This window comes from Moritella sp. Urea-trap-13 (assembly GCF_002836355.1).
In the GTDB taxonomy this organism is placed as follows: Bacteria; Pseudomonadota; Gammaproteobacteria; order Enterobacterales; family Moritellaceae; genus Moritella.
In genome coordinates, this window is record NZ_PJCA01000031.1 from 206919 (window position 1) to 223315 (window position 16397).

The following is a 16397-nucleotide window of genomic DNA, read 5'->3' on the forward strand; positions in this document are numbered from 1 at the left end:
GTACTGTTTAGTTATACGGCAATAATGGAACCTAAACATTGGTTATTTAACAATTGGAATAAGCAGGTTATGATTGAAGCCTATGATATTCAACTGCTGTAGCTGGATCTGTTAAGAGAGTAAGCATGAACTTAAAACCAATTAAAACTGCTGTTATCGGTTATGGATTTTCGGCAAAAACATTTCATATCCCTTTCATTAGTCACTTGGCTGAATTTGAGCTGACTGCAATCAGTAGCAGCCAAAGTGAGGCTGTGACAACCGGTTTTCCTCAGGCAGAACATTACTTAACAGCAGAAGCCTTATTACAACAGTCAGATGCGGCACTGGTGATTATCACAGCGCCAAACGATGTACATTTTTCTTTAGCTAAAGCAGCATTAGAGCAAAATAAGCACGTTATTATCGAAAAGCCATTTGTTATCGACGTTGCTGATGGTGAAGCCTTGATTGCATTAGCGGCAGAGAAAGGACTGATTTTAAGTGTCTATAATAATCGCCGCTGGGATGGTGACTTCCTCACCGTTAAAAAGCTAATAGAAGACGGCAGTTTAGGCGAGGTTAAATGTTTTGAATCCCATTTCGATCGCTTTAGACCGGAAGTTCGTCAGCGCTGGCGTGAACAATCAGCCACTGGTGGCGGGATACTGTTTGATTTGGGGCCGCATCTACTTGACCAAACATTGCAGTTGTTTGGATTACCAAATGCGATCACCGCGCAATGCTTAATCATGAGAGAAGGCTCCACCAACGTAGACTACTTCAACCTTGTGCTGCATTACCCTGATAAAGTCGCCACATTACATTGTGATTTATTCAGTGCTGGACCTAATAAACGTTTTAGTGTGAAAGGTAATAAAGCGAGTTATGAGAAATACGGCTTAGATCCACAAGAAGATCGTTTAAAAGCAGGCGTTGTCCCTGTTGATGCAAGTTGGGCTGATGAAACGCCTGAGCAGTATGGCCATCTATACACTTTAGATACAGTTGAAACCGTTCCGACTGAACGTGGTGGTTATCAGCATTACTTCCAAGCGATGGCCGAGGCTATAAATAGCGAAGGCCAAGCACCAGTTAATGCTGAAGATGCGTTGTGGAGTATTAAGTTGATTGTACTGGCGATGGAAAGCAGTCGTTTAGGTAAAACCTTAGCGGTACCGCAATAACCTTAACGATAGCGGTACTTTTAACTATGGCGAATAACGGTATATTGTGTACTGTTATTCGCCATTTTTGATTTCTGTTTTTACGTTAGCTATTTAGCTTAGAGCAGATAAGTCGCTTCAGTTAGAGAAGCAACATAGTTAGATAAGTAGCATAACTAGATAAGCAGCATAGTACCGAGTCCTAAGAACACCACAAACCCTATGATATCCGTCACTGTTGTTAAAATAACAGAACCTGATAATGCCGGGTCAATCTTCATTTTATCTAACGCAACAGGCACTAAAACCCCCGCCAGTGCCGCAGTAATGATATTCGCCACAATGGCCAAACCGATAACGATGCCTAGCATGACATTGTCAAACCAATAACCCGTCACTAAACCAATCACAATGGACCATAAAATACCATTAAGGATCGCCACTTTTAGTTCCTTGAACAACAAGGGTCTAATGTTGGCCATTGAGATATGACCCAATGCTAAACCCCTGACAATCAAGGTTAACGTTTGGCTTCCTGCAATGCCACCCATGGATGCGACCACCGGCATTAATACGGCTAGTGCAACAACTTGTTGAATTGTCGCTTCAAACATCCCAATAAACCAAGATGCCAAAAATGCGGTTAGCAAGTTTATACCTAGCCAAATAGCACGATTCTTAGCACTTTTGCGAACCGGTGAAAATAGATCTTCATTTTCATCGAGACCCGCTGTCGCCATTATTTGCGATTCAGCATGTTCAGCTTGCAGTTTATAAGCTGCGCCAATATCCAAGCGACCGATGAGTAAACCGCCCGTAGTGATAACAGGTAACGCGGACTCATTGCTTTGGGCTACTTTGTCTGCGGCAATGTACATATCTTCATTGGCGTTTAGAGTGAGGTAATCCTCTTCAATTAGCTCTGCCACGCGTAATAATGGGTCTGCACCAAACAATTGATTAATACGGACAGCGCCTTGCCAGTTACCACGGTTATCGACTAGGAATACCACATTACAGTGTAGCGAGCTACTACGGCGAATTAACCTCAACACCACTTTTATTTTGGTTTTTGCGGGTACCACAAGCGGTTGATGGTCACACCAATGTCCAACTTCATCATCATTAAATTGTTGCGCTGCCGAGTAGTGCGATAGCTGAGTTTCATCCATTTTAGCCAGCACATTTTCAAGGTGCTGGTCGGGAATAATATCTTGTAATTCAACTAATGTGTTGGCGTCAATATCAGTGAAAAGTGTCAGTAATTCTGCATGCGCTAATGAATCTACAATTGATTCACCGGCATCTGCACGCATTTCAACTAATATAGGCAGCTTTATATCATCAGATATTTGTGACCAGGTTTCTAAACGTTCTAAAAAGGGCAGTGATTCTAACAATAAGGCCATGTCGACAGGCGATGTGTCATGTTCAAGTTTTTCAATAAAAGCTTGCTGCGCTGATGTATCAAGATTATTTGCTAGTAGTTCCTCAACTGCATTTTGAACGTCATTTTCTGGCATCGTCCGACCTTATATGTCTGTGATATATTTATCTTAAGAGTAAGACGAGATTATCAACCCTTAATGATTATAGGTAAATAGATTTTATATGAAATTTTACTGGGATTGATACGCGATGTTGAGGAATTATATCTGTACTATTTATCAAGTAGAACAAAGTCGCGGCTGTTTTAATTATTAAATTTGCCAAGGGAAGCTATACTTTAGCTGCTATAAACAGAGTTATGTAGCAGTAACGTCTGTGTTATCGAACTCGAATCGGAGTACTATAATATGAAAAATTTATTGTTAAGTATGTTAACTGCCGCTGCATTAATCCTAACGGGTTGTGAATCAGGCGTTGACTCACCAAGTGGATTTAGTCTACCCGAAGGGGATGTAACCAAGGGGGAAGCAGTATTTGTAAAGTACCAGTGTTTATCATGTCATCAAATGGAAGGCGTTACACCGACCGATGTTGTAAACAACCCTGAGTTATCAGTTAAGTTAGGTGGTAAAACAAGTGGCATTAAAACCTATGCGGAACTCGTTACCTCTGTTATTAACCCGTCACACAAAATCGCCAAGGGTTATCCAAAATCCTTATTGCAGGTGGATGGGGTCTCAAAAATGAAAAACTATAACGATGTGATGACTGTCGGTGAATTGGCTGATTTGGTGTTTTTTCTGCAATCTAACTATGAGTTGACTCCCTATCCGAGAACTCAATATCGTTATTACGAAACGCTGTAAAGTCGAATCGGGATTTGCTTATATCCCACCTAACTAGCGATGTTATTGTATGCCTAGTTAGGTGACTCGACCAGACTGTTATTCCCGTTAGACCGGATAGTTATTTAATCTCTTGTACTGCTCTCTTGCATTATCTTCTTGCACTATTGTTTTGCACTATAATGTTTTCCGTTGCACCACGATGGCTCGCGCGACAGCATGTCTCACAATATAAGTGACAGATTGTCATTCTAATAATCTGTATATCTCACTAATTCATCCTATAAATACCTTTAAAGCTTAGGTTAAGCTATTAATCACTGTTTGGTTACGTTCCCTTATCGTATAAACATTTTTCCAAAACTGGTATCAATATTGCTGTGTTAATAGTGTATTTATTGCTATTAAATCATATTGAGAAGGCGCCCTATGAAACTCTTATTTTCCGGATTGTTCTCCAATAACATGATTGTTTTAACTGCATTGTTAATCGGTGCAATGTTGTTATTAAGTAATCAGTTTTTTATTGCCGCCTGCTTATTACTCGGTGGTGGAATTTTTATTTATGTTTTGTTGTTACAGCAAATTAAGCAAGAACAACAAGGTTTGTTGAAAATATTAGCGGTTAGCCAACAAAGTAAAATGAATTCAGGCATCAATAAGTTGTTAGTAGAACATAATATCGTCATGTTATTACCGGTATTGACTGCCATTATCGGGTTTAATAAGCAGTTCAAACGTGGTTACAATGAGGTAAATAATCAAAATTTAGAAATTGGTTATTCTGCTAAAGAGCTAGCAAATAATGCCGATGAAACGGCGAAACAATCGGATGTTCAGCATCAGAACTGTTTAACAACAGCCACTGCTACAGCGCAGATTAATGTGAGTTTGACGGATATATCACGACGAATTGAAGATATTAATCGTGCCGTGATCGACGCTAAAGATAATTGCCACCATAGCTTTAAAACCCTAGTTGATAGTAAGCAGCAAGTCTCGCAAGTGAGTGATGTCATCATCAATACGCAGCAGAGCTTGCAGCAACTAAAAGAAAAATTAGACACGGTAATTTTAATGTCGAGTGTGATTAGCGAAATGGCCGCGCAAACTAATTTACTGTCAATCAATGCCACGATTGAAGCAGCAAAAGCAGGGGAATACGGTAGAGGTTTTTCTGTTGTTGCCGGTGAAATGAAAATGTTAGCGCAGCGTAGTCAAACATCAGCGCAGACTATTACCAATAAAACCAAAGAAGTAACCGAAAATATGCACGCTGTAGAAAGCTATATGCAAGATGCTATTGGGCATATTGATCAAAGTGGTGTTCGGGTTGAGTCGGCTTGTGAACATCTCAATAATATCGTCAATATGACCGAAAATATGGCGGTTGATATTGACGGTGTTGCTGTTGCGACAGAGCAACAAATGTATGCGCTTAAGGATATTACTCAAGCGGTTGAACAACTTACGATACTTTCCGCACAAAACAGCCATATGTCGACAGAGCAAGCTAATGTTGCTAATCACCTTCATCACATCACTAGTATTACTTAATAAGGAGATTAATATGAACAATGCTTTTCTAGTTTACGGATTAACTATATTCGTCAGCTCTATGCTTCTTGCTATAAGCATTTATTTGGTTAAAACTCATCAACGTAATATATTGCGGATCCAACAAAGAACAGGCTTTAATATCGTGACTCGGTTACGTGAATTACTCACGCATGTACAACAACATCGCGGTATCAGTAACGCTTTACTCAACGGTGATGTGAGTTTGACAAGCAGATTAACCCCGTTAACGTTAAAAGTAAGTAATAGCATCGCGAGTATTAACAAAGAATTTAAAGCGGGGGCTGTTGACGAACAATTACAACCTTTGCCACGATGGGAATCGATTACAGAGCATTGGTCGCGACTATCGATAAAAACGGATCAGTTAACGACAAAAGCGAATCAATTAACGACGGCGAATAATTTACAGCAACATAATAAATTGATCCTTAATATCTTATATTTTATTGATGATATTGCCGAACAACATCAAATATATAAAATTGTCGATGCGCAAGGTGAATCGATGCGCCATATGTGGTTGGAGCTTTTGTTTACAGCAGAAAATATAGGTCAAATTAGAGCTATTGGTACCGGTGTTGCGGCGGCTAATTCATGTACGAGCGTTGAACGTATTCGGTTAAATTATTTGTGCCATTCATTACAGCAAAGTTTAGACGATGGACTAATGCTAGAAAACAGCGAGCAGATACGTCAGTTATTACAAGTTGTAGTACAGCAAATTACTATCGCGGTACCGAGCATAAAAGCAGAAGAATTCTTTAATCTTGCGAGTGCTTGTGTCGAGCAAATATTGCAAGAGTTCGATAAACAGTTGCAACAATTTGAACAGAAATTAATGCCTGAAAACGAAAATCGTGCCGCTGTCAGCCATTAGATTTTTTGGTTTCGGTATAGTGGCAGTTTGATTCATATCAAGAAGCATTTGATTATGAATCAGATTTAAACGGAACCGCTATTTATTCCCTTATTATGGACTATGCTTTTAGTATAATTTTGTTTAGATATAATAAGGATATTCACAATGCGCTTACCACTCTCTTTCTTATCTATTGCTATCTCCGCAGCTTTGTTAACACCGTCCGCCTTAGCCAAGGTTGTCGGCACACTCGACAATATTGAAACAAATACTGTGATTATTGTCGATGGTGTTGTCGAACCAGCATGGTCAGCAGCACCTGTGCTGAAGGTTAATATCAACAAAACACCTTATCAGCCTAACAACGGCTACGAGGGTATCAAGCAAACCACGTATACGATCCAGTCGATGCGCAAGCAAGGTGATATCTACTTTCTTATTCAATGGGCGGATCCGACAGAAAGTGTTAATCGCTTTCCATGGATGCAGCAAGCTGATGGCAGTTGGCAACAACTGATGAATAAAGATGATACTGGTCATGACAATACTTATTATGAAGATAAAATGGCTATCCTCTGGAATATCAATCTAAAGTCTTTTAAGAAAAAAGGCTGTGCAGCAGCATGTCATATGGCGAAAGATGGCATTCAACAAGGCCTTGCTGATAAAGCGCCTGGACGTAAATATACCAAATTAGGTACAACGATTGATATGTGGCATTGGAAAGGCGTTCGCTCCAACCCTGTTGGTCAAGCTGACGATCAATATATTCACGATAATATTAATCCGAAAACCAACAAGAACTGGGGACGTTCTGGTGATGCAAAAACAGGCGGTGGTTATAGTAATAATGTTAAAGATGGTCAGCCTGCGTTTGTACAAACCGACCTAACGAATGATTCAGTTGTGGTGCTTGATGCTAAAAAAATGCCCCTTGATGCAAGTTGGAAACAGACAAATCGTATTCCCGGTATTGTCACTGCGCCGTTTACTGGTTCTCGTGGTGATTTAACTGCGAAAGGGGTTTGGAACGATGGCATGTGGACGTTAGAGATCCGCCGCGCTATGGTGACGACAGGTGATAAATCGAGTATCCAAGATGTTCAATTTACCGATCTTTCTAAAGCCTATGATTTTGGTGTGTCAGTATTTGATAATTCGCAAATTAACCATGTTTATCACGACGGTGTATTACAGTTACGCTTTAAATAGCCGCTGGTAATTAATCATCGAAACGAGGCTCTAATATGGAAATTAAATCGTTGAATACGGCCGCTCGATTGGCTATTTCTGCGCTGTGCCTGTCGGTTTTATACGGGATATTGTATGCGGGTATGACGATATCGCTGAGTACCACAGGTCAGGTCGCACAAATTCCAAGTCTGGCCACTGTGCAGCAAAAGTACGCTGGCATTGCTATTGTTAGCGCAATGCGAGGCTCTATGTATGATCATGTTTCTGATGATGATTATATTGAAGTTGTGAAGGATTGGGTTGAATCTGGAGCAACTCAAGCACACTATGATACAGATATAGAACCGATTATGAGTGAAGACTGTAGCGATTGTCATAGCGCTAGTTCCACTATGACGGATGCGATGACATCAATGCCATTAACGACTTATGATGAAGTCAAAACCTTGACCAAAAAAGGCATCCCTTGGAATAAGTTAGCAGTGGAAACGCATACTCATTTATTTTCTATTGGTATGATGGCGTTTATTCTTGGCATCTTAATATCGATGACGGGCGTTCTGACTTGGATTAAACATGTGTTGATTTGTGCTGCATTCTTAGGTCTGTGGGGCGATGTGTTATTTTGGACGTTAGCTAAATTTGTTAGTTTTGTTGGCTACTTAATTCCACTGACTGGCGGGTTACTGATTAGTACGATAGCTGCTATGTCGATTGTGGTGTTATTGGATTGTTGGACCAGAGTGCCTTGGATTAGTAAACGTGAAAACAGCTAAATTAGTATCTCGAGTATGTAAGAGTGTTCGAGTTATATTCGCTTTGGTTTAGCGACGAATTAGAGCGATAGAGGAGTGGCAATGCGATTTTATTTTTTAAAGTCACCATTGTACGTTTTATTATTAGTATTACTCAGCCCAGTTATACTCCACGCCGCGCCTGACAAAGAGTCTGAATCCCAAAATTCAGGGCCACCACCTATGCTGGTGGAAGTCAGCCTAATTACCCGCGGGACTGCAGAGCCGATGGTCGGACTGGTCGGCAGTATTAGTTATGCGCGAGTCTCTCGGGTCGCTGCTGAGATTGGAGGTATTGTCGAAACCATCCACTTTACCGCCGGAGCTAGAGTCAAAGCGGGGCAGCCTTTGGTAAAATTGCGCTCAGACTTACTTGAAGCTAGGCTCGCAGGCACGCGTGCTAATTATCGTCAGGCTCAGCTTGAACTCGAGCGTGCGGATAAGGATTTACGCCGTATCAAAGCGTTATTCGCCGATAAATCTGTTTCCGAATCCCTCTATGACGAAAATTATTATCGCGTTCTGGCGCAAAAGAAACGCGTCATAGCCCTCAAGGCCATTCTTGACTATCAGCAGTTACAAATACAAAAAACCCAGATTAATGCACCGTTCAATGGCTTGGTTCAAGCAAAACTGACTGAACAAGGAGAGTGGGTTGCTGCCGGAGGTCAAATTGCCGTGATCGCTGATGATCAACAGCTAGAGGTTGAAGTCGATGTACAGCGACACCTGCTCGATTTTTTAGATACTGGTCGTCAAATTATAGTTCGCAGTGCTGGGCAAGATTATATCGGTGTGTTTATGCATTTTCTGCCTCAAGGTGATGTCGCGACACGGAGTTTCACTGTCAAACTAAAGCTTGAGCAAGCGCGGGGCTTAATTGCCGGTATGCAAGCGTACGTTAGTCTACCCAGTGGTTCTAAAATCAACAGCTTACTAGTGCCGAGGGATGCGGTTATCAATCAGTTTGGTAAGCAGGTTATTTTTCTGGCCGTTGATGGAAAAGCCAAAATGGTTACCGTTCAGATCCTCGGTTATCAAGGCATGTTCGTTGCTATACAAGGCCCTGAACTTACTGAATCCCAACAAGTGGTTAGCAAAGGTAACGAACGCATACACGACGGTCAAGCGATACGTTTTTAAGCTGACCCCCCATCACACAGAGATCGTTTATGGATATTATCCGCTTCTCAATTCTAAAACCTGTCACCATTCTTGCTGGTATTATCATGTTGCTCATGTTTGGCATCATTAGCCTGACGCGCTTGCCTTATCAACTGAGTCCAACGGTGATCGAACCAGAGATACAGGTAAAAACCAACTGGCGTGGTGCAACGCCCTACGAGATTGAGCGTGAGATTATTGAAGAGCAGGAAAACACCCTCAAAGGTTTGCCCGACCTAATCGAGATGGAAAGTGAAGCGCGCAACGGTCAAGGCAGTGTAACTTTACGTTTTAAGGTCGGCACCAGTGTTGAGCAAGCGCTGTTACGCGTTACCAACAAGATTAACGAAGTTGCCTCTTATCCTGCCGAAGTCGATAACCCTGTGGTGAATGCCTCTGGTGCTACTGCGTCTCCAGTGATCTGGATGATCCTGAAAACGAAGGACGGTAATCGACGTCCGATCCAAACCTACAAGACCTTTTTTGAGAATGAAGTTCGTCAGCATATTGAACGGGTTAAAGGGGTATCTGAGTTATTTATTGGTAGTGGTACCGAAGAGCAAATGCACGTTATCATCAGTACCGAAAAACTCGCCGCTTACGGGCTGACAATCAATGGCGTGATCGAGGTGATCCAGAGTGAAAATACCAACGTATCAGCAGGTACGTTGGGGGTAGGTCGGCGTGATTTCCGCATTCGTACTACAGGTGAATTCAAATCGGCAGCAGACATTGCGGCAGTGGTATTACGCTCTACTGGGCAGCAACGTGTATTACTGGGTGATGTAGCTGAGATCCGTCAAGACTACGCCAAGAAAAATTCAGTGGTGTTGCACAATGCGATACCGGGCATTGCCATTGGTGTTCGTCCGGAAACCGGCACTAATATCCTTGAAATGACAAATTTGGTCGAAGGGCGTTATCAATGGTTGAATGCAAATACCCTCGCATCAGAAGGGCTCTATCTCGAGTGGGTTTATGATCAGCGTTTTTACATTAACGGCGCGATTGATCAGATCAAACAAAATATCATGTTTGGCGGACTGCTTGCCGTGGCGGTGTTGTTGCTCTTTTTACGCAGTGTCCGCGCCACCGTTGTCGTTGCTACGGCTATCCCTATCAGTATTATTGGTACTTTTATTTTTCTTGATTTTTTGGGACGTAACCTCAATGTTGTCAGTCTCGCCGGGATTGCTTTTGCCGTTGGTATGCTGGTGGATAATGCCATTGTCGTTATCGAGAATATTGTGCGTCACCGACAGATGGGGAAAACAGCATTCGATGCTGCCTTGTATGGCACCAAGGAGGTCTGGGGGGCAGTGCTAGCCTCAACCATTACTACAGTTGCCGTTTTTTTACCTGTGGTCTTTATTGAAGAAGAGGCTGGGCAGCTGTTTCGTGATATTGCTATTGCTGTTGTTGCCGCTGTCTCGTTAAGTTTGTTTGTATCAATATCGGTTATCCCGATGTTTGCCTATAGGTTGTTTCGTGGTCAAAAGGAGGTAACAGTCAACAAGCCTTCATTACTCGATAGGCTAGGTCAATGGCTGTCAAACGGAGTGATGGTAGTGGTTACGCTAGCGATACGTAACTGGGTAACGCGGCTCTCGACTATCTGTTTACTGACCGGATTAGCAATCACATCAGTTTGGTTATTAACGCCGAAAATGGAGTACTTGCCACAAGGAAATCGTAATTTAGTACTTAATATATTGATACCGCCACCTGGATTATCGACAGCAGAACGGGTTGAAATAGGCGAGCATTTTTTCGATATGGCCCTCCCGCACATAGGGGCTGATGTCGATGATGTGCCAGCGATAAAGAATATGTTTTACGTCGGTGCCGAGGGATTTATCATTTCAGGGGCGATCAGTGAACACTGGGAGCGTGCCAGCGAACTGCTGCCTTTTTTTACCGAGTTGATCTACAGCCTTCCTGGTATGTACGGCGTGAGTTTACAACCCGGAGTGTTTGAGTCTGGAATCGGTGAAGGTCGAGCGATCAAACTCAATATTAGTGGCCATGATTTGAACCAAATTGCTACTGCAGCAGCGACTATGTTTAATATGATTAATACTAAGTTAGCAGGCAGTCAGATACGACCTATACCGTCTATTGAACTCACTTATCCAGAAGTGCAAATTTTGCCGGACCATGATCGTTTACGTGCTAACGATATGTCGACTCGTGATTTGGGAGTTGCATTGGATGTACTCATGGATGGCAGAGTTATCGGTGATTACAAACAAGAAGGCAAAAAGAAGATAGACCTGATCATGAAAGCTGATGACCGTGAATTTGTTACTCCGGAGGCGCTTTATCAGGCGAATTTAGCCACACCCAATGGTAAGGTCGTTCCGGTTTCTTCATTAGCGCGATTGCAGCAAACCACAGGCATGGCATTGATTCGCCATCTAGAAAGGAGTAGAACTGTCACGCTACAAATCACCCCGCCGAAATCAATGCCACTACAAACAGCGATGGAAATCATCGAGCAACAGATAATTCCTGAGCTGAACAGTATGAGCCTACTCGATGGCTTGCTCGTCAATATGAGCGGTGCTGCAGACAAATTAGTACAGACTCGTGAAGTATTGCAGTGGAATTTTTTATTGGCTATTTTTATTGCGTACTTACTCATGGCGTCGTTGTTCAGCAATTTTATTTACCCGCTGATTATTATGCTGACGGTACCGTTGGCTAGTGCTGGTGGTTTTATCGGTCTCAAGTTATTGAATATCTTCATCGTACCGCAACCAATGGACGTGTTAACCATGTTGGGTTTCGTTATTCTTGTCGGTGTGGTGGTTAACAATGCCATCTTGATCGTCCATCAAGCGCTGAACAATTTTCACACCGGGGGAATGGACTATCAGCAAGCTGTGCTTGAGTCGACCCGTAGCCGTCTGCGTCCGATCTACATGAGTGCAACCACTAGTATTTGTGGCATGTTACCGTTAGTACTGCTTCCTGGACCGGGATCTGAGCTTTATCGTGGCCTCGGCAGTGTTATTCTCGGTGGCCTGGCTGTTTCAACTGTATTTACTATTTTTGTTATTCCGGCCATTTTGGTGTTTGTGATCCGCATGGAAACACGCTAGCTATTTTATCAAAAAAGCTAGCGTGAGTGGATACTGACTAGGGCTTTGATTAGCTAAACAAACTGGTTGCTTCAACCGGGTTTTGCTCAACTTCATGTAGGTATTTCTCTTTTGCTTCGCTAGAAAAATAAGGTTCAACTAACATGATAATACGCAAGACAATGCGCTGGGTTATTTCTTGTAGATCGTAATCTTCTTCAGCTAATTGGGTGTCCAACGAATTTGTCGCAATCAAGCAGATGGTATCAGCCATCGAACTTTGCTGCGCTTCTGTCATCTTAATTTCACTACTGGCGTTTAATGACGTTAGCATCTTTAAGAAAAAGCTATGATGATTATTGACCAAACGCATAAAGCGACGTTTCAACAGCTTATTCTCATCGAAGATAACTTTCATGTCACGATAGAAGAATGAATATTGTTGAATTAAACCGACATATATATTCAGGTATGCCCAGTAATCTTCAAACGCTTGCACATCATCTTCATAGAATGACATTAGCTTGTTAATGGCCGCTTCATACTCATAAAACAGCTCAGTTAATAACTGGTCTTTACCATTAAAATGATAATACAAATTGCCTGGGCTTATTTCTAACGCATTAGCAATTTCAACCGTGGACACTTTTACGTGTCCGTACTGGCTGAACATCTCTAAACTACACTGTAAAATCCTGTCACGTGTTTTCATCGTTTATCCCTAAGCTGATGTTGGTACAGTTTTACTCGCTGTATCAGTGGTGATTATGTTTTCCGCTGCTACTTTCTCTGCAGGCTGAGTTATTTTTGAATCTAGGACTGGTTTTTTAACTTCTTTTGGCTTTTCTGCATCCGCTAATATTTGTTCAATAATAGCTAAACTCTCTTGTTTAATATCCGAGTTACCATTGGACATAGTGAGCAGTGCTATTTGTTCTGTTACAGATGTTGTTGCACTTGTTAGCACTTCATTTTCAAGTTCAGTGAACGCACAGTTTACATATTCAGCGAGGTCTGTTAAATCAGGTAGGGCAGAACGACATGATACTAAACCAACATTAATTAGACCGTTATAACTGTACAAAGTAATGTTCAGAGACATTCCTGGTGGTAATACCGAAATAGGGAAGCATTGATCCATTTTAGCGCCCATCATATATAACGGTTCATGTGGACCTGGTATATTTGAAATAAGCACGTTACCCATTGGCGGTAATATTGTGTCTAAGTTTAATAACTCGCTAACAACAGCAAGGCCTTGACTAGCCATGGTATAGCTTGTCAGTGCTTCTTTGGTTAGTAAGCGTGTTTCATTTTTTAGTTTGACACACGAATCTTTAATGGTCATTAAGCGTTCAAGCGGTGACTCACCACGATAAGCTAACTCAACTAAACTGATCGCAACTTGGTTGTTGGTTACGGTGTCGCCAGCTTCACGTAAGCTCATTGGCATTTGCGCAACAAGTGGTTTCTTAAGATTGAAATTTTTGTTTGCAAGATAGTTGTGAATTGCCATATCACAGATAGTGACAACTACATCATTAATCGTCGCGCCAGTCATCTTACCAATACGTTTCACACGTGCTAGTGGTAGTGCAGAAACCGCTGCACGGCGAGCGCGTTTAGGGCTAACTGAGAACGGTGTTTTTGGTGCCATAAACGGGGTTGGCATATCTGCTTTATATACATTTGCAGCTTGGAATAACAACTTAGTTGTCAATTTAGTCAACGATGGAATTGATTTAACTTGATCTGATAGCTTTTTCGATGTTTTGGTAATTGAGGTTAGCATGCTATCGAGCTCTTTTTCTTTTTGCTCGCGTTCAATATTCCAAAATGCAGTCATAGGTGCATCAGTCTTTTTACTTAAATAAGACATTAATAGTTGGTTGGCTTTTGCACCGTCAGTGAAGGCGTGGTGTGCTTTTAGATAAATGGCGAATTTGTTATCTTCTAAGCCATCAATTAATATCATTTCCCACAGCGGTCGGTTTCTATCTAGCAGTGTTTCATGTTGATGTTCAACAAAATGCAGTAGCTGACTTTCATTGCCGGGTTGCGGTAGCATGGCAAATCTTACATGGTAAGACAGATCGATATTGTTATCTTCTTGCCAGTGATACTGTCCAGTAAGTTGTTTCTTGAGTTTTAAATTAAATGGTTGTTTAATTTCATCCTGCGACATTAAGGTGTCAAATAGATCACGAGTAAAGTTACCTTCGTAATTCTCAGGCGTAGTGAAAATTTGTAATCCGGCTACATGTTTAGGACTGGCAACTGTTTCTGTGTACAGGAAACCCATATCAACTATCGTTAGTGCTTGCATGTTATCTAATCCCTATGCAGTAAATCCATAAAATAAAGTATTTAGATACTAAGCTCTACTTTTCAGTTTTTCTATATCTATATGGGTATATGTTAGTTTGTTGTTTTGCATTTGTAAATAGTGACAAGGTGTTAACTCTGCATTTAAGGGTATGAAAATAGTATTAAATATATTATAGGCGTTGTTACTTGGTGATTTTTTTGCATTATTTGTTAAATTAAAAAATCTGATGTGGTTATAGAAAAAGCCTTACAAACAAAGAGGTCTGACCTGTTTGGGTCGATTGAAAGCCCTCATGTTATCGGTAACTGAACTGCGTTTTGTAACAGTAGTCAGAACCAGATTGATAGCCATATCGATTAATTTTTATTTAATTTTTTATTTAACTTTTATTTAATAATGCTAATTGAGCGCAGGTTTTAACCATCCAGAATGACAATGTAGATAGCTTGCAATAAGTAGGTTGTTTTACACTATAGCGTAAAGGTAGAATATCGATAATTAAATATAGAGTGTTAAATACTAACGGATACCTATTATGCTAGTTAAATCGCTTTGTTGTGCTTTATTATTGCTGTTAATGTCTGGTTGTAGCCAGCATACTGCAAGAATACAGCCTGAGAGCAACCCAAAAATTAATGTACCAACTGCCGAGCTTGCTTATGTGCAGGGCCTGTTGTTAACGCAATATAAGGACTGGCGAGGTACCCCACATAAATGGGGTGGTATGAGTAAGCGCGGCGTTGATTGTTCAGGTTTGGTTAAACTTACTTTTGAGCAGCAGTTCTCATTATCGTTACCGCGGACAACTGCAGAGCAAGTTAAGGTAGGACACTCGATTAAACGTCAGCAATTACGCACGGGTGATTTAGTGTTTTTTAAAACGGGTGTGAATGTTCGTCACGTGGGGATCATGGTTGATGAATTTCAATTCTTTCATGCGTCGAGTAGTCGTGGCGTGATCATATCTCGTTTGGATAATCCTTATTGGCATAGCCACTACTGGCAATCAAGAAGAGTTAATTTATAAATGATGGAACAAAAATTAATTAAAGTTGTGGTTGGGTCTAAAAATCCGGTTAAAGTGAATGCGTCACGTATTGTAATTACGCAATTGTATCCTGACTGTACTGTAGAATGTGAGGGACTAAACGCACCTTCTAATGTAGCGGATCAACCAATGGATGCAGCCGAAACCCGTGATGGCGCGATTAACCGGGTGAAATATTGCCAACAGCATGCAGAAGCGGATTTTTATATTGCTATCGAAGGTGGGGTAGATTTGCTCGATGATGGCCCCGCAACATTCGCTTACGTTGTTATTGCGTCTAAAGACCAGCAGTCTGTTGGTCGTAGTGCTGCATTGCCTTTACCTGCACCTATTTATCAGTCATTACTTGATGGTGAAGAATTGGGACCGGTGATGGATAAACTATTTAAAACAGTAAATATTAAGCATAAAGGTGGAGCGATTGGCTTGTTAACCAATGGTCATGCAACACGCGAAAGCAATTATACCCAAGCGTTAACATTAGCAATGGCGCCATTTTTATATCCTGATCTTTATAATTTATGACCTTTATAGGCTGACTTATATAGGCGCTAACCTTGATGTAGCTAGTTTTTAGACTGTTATTTGAACGCTTTGTAATTTAGTGTAAATAAAAGCCATAAACGCTATTGATAATTATTTGTAATAACGGTTATGATGAAGCATGGAGTTACAGTCGATTTATAAAGGATAACAGTATGGCTAATAAGGTTAATTTAAGTATATCGAGTGAGAAATTAGCGGAGTTGATCCGAGCCGGTCATCTTTGCGCTGCGGATCTAAACTGTTTAGACCCTGAGTCGAAACAGCAAGTTTGGCAGTTATGTTTGTGGAGCTGTAATAAACGTGTGCATTGCACTAAAGCATGCACACAACAATGCAATAGTGGTTATTGTGAAGGTGTGGAAACTCGTGCTGACCTTGGTAAAGAGTCAGCATTAATTGCAGTTAATGCTGACTAATAGT

14 protein-coding genes are annotated in these 16397 nt (G+C 41.3%); 11 read left to right on the forward strand and 3 right to left on the reverse strand.

From position 1 onward, the window contains the following. The first annotated feature begins 125 nt into the window (after positions 1-125). On the forward strand, positions 126-1166 hold the full coding sequence (locus CXF93_RS08990) for an oxidoreductase (protein WP_101062117.1): 1041 nt from the start codon (positions 126-128) through the stop codon (positions 1164-1166). Positions 1167-1321: 155 nt separating this feature from the next. Here CXF93_RS08990 and CXF93_RS08995 read toward each other — a convergent pair whose 3' ends face one another. Next, on the reverse strand, positions 1322-2668 hold the full coding sequence (locus CXF93_RS08995; protein WP_101062119.1) for a magnesium transporter: 1347 nt from the start codon (positions 2666-2668) through the stop codon (positions 1322-1324). Between the two features lie 273 nt (positions 2669-2941). On the opposite strand from CXF93_RS08995, the gene CXF93_RS09000 reads away from it, so the two are divergent. The 7 genes from CXF93_RS09000 (at position 2942) to CXF93_RS09030 (ending at position 12075) form a co-directional block, all read left to right on the forward strand. After that, complete coding sequence (locus CXF93_RS09000; RefSeq protein ID WP_101062120.1) at positions 2942-3400, forward strand: c-type cytochrome; 459 nt, start codon at positions 2942-2944, stop codon at positions 3398-3400. Positions 3401-3808: 408 nt separating this feature from the next. Continuing rightward, positions 3809-4936 carry a methyl-accepting chemotaxis protein gene (locus CXF93_RS09005; protein WP_101062121.1) on the forward strand — a complete coding sequence of 376 codons (1128 nt, stop codon included), beginning with the start codon at positions 3809-3811 and terminating at the stop codon, positions 4934-4936. Positions 4937-4949: 13 nt separating this feature from the next. Next, a complete protein-coding gene (locus CXF93_RS09010) occupies positions 4950-5837 on the forward strand; it encodes a hypothetical protein (RefSeq protein ID WP_101062122.1) in 888 nt (295 codons plus the stop codon). Positions 5838-5984: 147 nt separating this feature from the next. Beyond that, positions 5985-7031 carry an ethylbenzene dehydrogenase-related protein gene (locus CXF93_RS09015; protein ID WP_101062123.1) on the forward strand — a complete coding sequence of 349 codons (1047 nt, stop codon included), beginning with the start codon at positions 5985-5987 and terminating at the stop codon, positions 7029-7031. A 35-nt stretch (positions 7032-7066) separates the two neighbouring features. Then, the gene (locus CXF93_RS09020) at positions 7067-7789 is read left to right on the forward strand and encodes a hypothetical protein (RefSeq protein ID WP_101062124.1); all 723 of its coding nucleotides are present in this window, start codon (positions 7067-7069) and stop codon (positions 7787-7789) included. Between the two features lie 81 nt (positions 7790-7870). Continuing rightward, a complete protein-coding gene (locus CXF93_RS09025; RefSeq protein WP_101062125.1) occupies positions 7871-8950 on the forward strand; it encodes an efflux RND transporter periplasmic adaptor subunit in 1080 nt (359 codons plus the stop codon). A gap of 29 nt (positions 8951-8979) precedes the next feature. Further along, a complete protein-coding gene (locus CXF93_RS09030; RefSeq protein ID WP_101062126.1) occupies positions 8980-12075 on the forward strand; it encodes an efflux RND transporter permease subunit in 3096 nt (1031 codons plus the stop codon). A 49-nt stretch (positions 12076-12124) separates the two neighbouring features. On the opposite strand, the gene CXF93_RS09035 is transcribed toward CXF93_RS09030, so the two are convergent. Together CXF93_RS09035 and CXF93_RS09040 are read right to left on the reverse strand one after the other, a co-directional pair. Then, positions 12125-12766: a TetR/AcrR family transcriptional regulator gene (locus CXF93_RS09035; RefSeq protein WP_101062128.1), complete on the reverse strand. Its 642-nt coding sequence runs from the start codon at positions 12764-12766 to the stop codon at positions 12125-12127. 9 nt (positions 12767-12775) lie between these two features. Next, complete coding sequence (locus CXF93_RS09040) at positions 12776-14380, reverse strand: wax ester/triacylglycerol synthase family O-acyltransferase (RefSeq protein ID WP_101062129.1); 1605 nt, start codon at positions 14378-14380, stop codon at positions 12776-12778. Positions 14381-14918: 538 nt separating this feature from the next. On the opposite strand from CXF93_RS09040, the gene CXF93_RS09045 reads away from it, so the two are divergent. The 3 genes from CXF93_RS09045 to CXF93_RS09055 all read left to right on the forward strand — a co-directional run bounded on the left by CXF93_RS09045 (position 14919) and on the right by CXF93_RS09055 (position 16393). Further along, a complete protein-coding gene (locus CXF93_RS09045) occupies positions 14919-15410 on the forward strand; it encodes an NlpC/P60 family protein (RefSeq protein WP_101062131.1) in 492 nt (163 codons plus the stop codon). After that, the gene (gene yjjX / locus CXF93_RS09050) at positions 15411-15956 is read left to right on the forward strand and encodes an inosine/xanthosine triphosphatase (RefSeq protein WP_101062132.1); all 546 of its coding nucleotides are present in this window, start codon (positions 15411-15413) and stop codon (positions 15954-15956) included. It begins immediately after the preceding gene. 173 nt (positions 15957-16129) lie between these two features. Next, the gene (locus CXF93_RS09055) at positions 16130-16393 is read left to right on the forward strand and encodes a hypothetical protein (protein WP_101062133.1); all 264 of its coding nucleotides are present in this window, start codon (positions 16130-16132) and stop codon (positions 16391-16393) included. Positions 16394-16397: the final 4 nt, after the last annotated feature.

What these genes read in the sequence shown, in the direction of transcription:
- CXF93_RS09005 (WP_101062121.1), top strand. Translation starts at nt 3,809, where the DNA reads ATGAAACTCTTATTTTCCGGATTGTTCTCCAATAACATGATTGTTTTA.
- yjjX (WP_101062132.1), top strand. Translation starts at nt 15,411, where the DNA reads ATGATGGAACAAAAATTAATTAAAGTTGTGGTTGGGTCTAAAAATCCG.
- CXF93_RS09010 (WP_101062122.1), top strand. Translation starts at nt 4,950, where the DNA reads ATGAACAATGCTTTTCTAGTTTACGGATTAACTATATTCGTCAGCTCT.
- CXF93_RS09045 (WP_101062131.1), top strand. Translation starts at nt 14,919, where the DNA reads ATGCTAGTTAAATCGCTTTGTTGTGCTTTATTATTGCTGTTAATGTCT.
- CXF93_RS08995 (WP_101062119.1), bottom strand. Translation starts at nt 2,668, where the DNA reads ATGCCAGAAAATGACGTTCAAAATGCAGTTGAGGAACTACTAGCAAAT.
- CXF93_RS09015 (WP_101062123.1), top strand. Translation starts at nt 5,985, where the DNA reads ATGCGCTTACCACTCTCTTTCTTATCTATTGCTATCTCCGCAGCTTTG.
- CXF93_RS08990 (WP_101062117.1), top strand. Translation starts at nt 126, where the DNA reads ATGAACTTAAAACCAATTAAAACTGCTGTTATCGGTTATGGATTTTCG.
- CXF93_RS09055 (WP_101062133.1), top strand. Translation starts at nt 16,130, where the DNA reads ATGGCTAATAAGGTTAATTTAAGTATATCGAGTGAGAAATTAGCGGAG.
- CXF93_RS09020 (WP_101062124.1), top strand. Translation starts at nt 7,067, where the DNA reads ATGGAAATTAAATCGTTGAATACGGCCGCTCGATTGGCTATTTCTGCG.
- CXF93_RS09025 (WP_101062125.1), top strand. Translation starts at nt 7,871, where the DNA reads ATGCGATTTTATTTTTTAAAGTCACCATTGTACGTTTTATTATTAGTA.
- CXF93_RS09030 (WP_101062126.1), top strand. Translation starts at nt 8,980, where the DNA reads ATGGATATTATCCGCTTCTCAATTCTAAAACCTGTCACCATTCTTGCT.
- CXF93_RS09035 (WP_101062128.1), bottom strand. Translation starts at nt 12,766, where the DNA reads ATGAAAACACGTGACAGGATTTTACAGTGTAGTTTAGAGATGTTCAGC.
- CXF93_RS09040 (WP_101062129.1), bottom strand. Translation starts at nt 14,380, where the DNA reads ATGCAAGCACTAACGATAGTTGATATGGGTTTCCTGTACACAGAAACA.
- CXF93_RS09000 (WP_101062120.1), top strand. Translation starts at nt 2,942, where the DNA reads ATGAAAAATTTATTGTTAAGTATGTTAACTGCCGCTGCATTAATCCTA.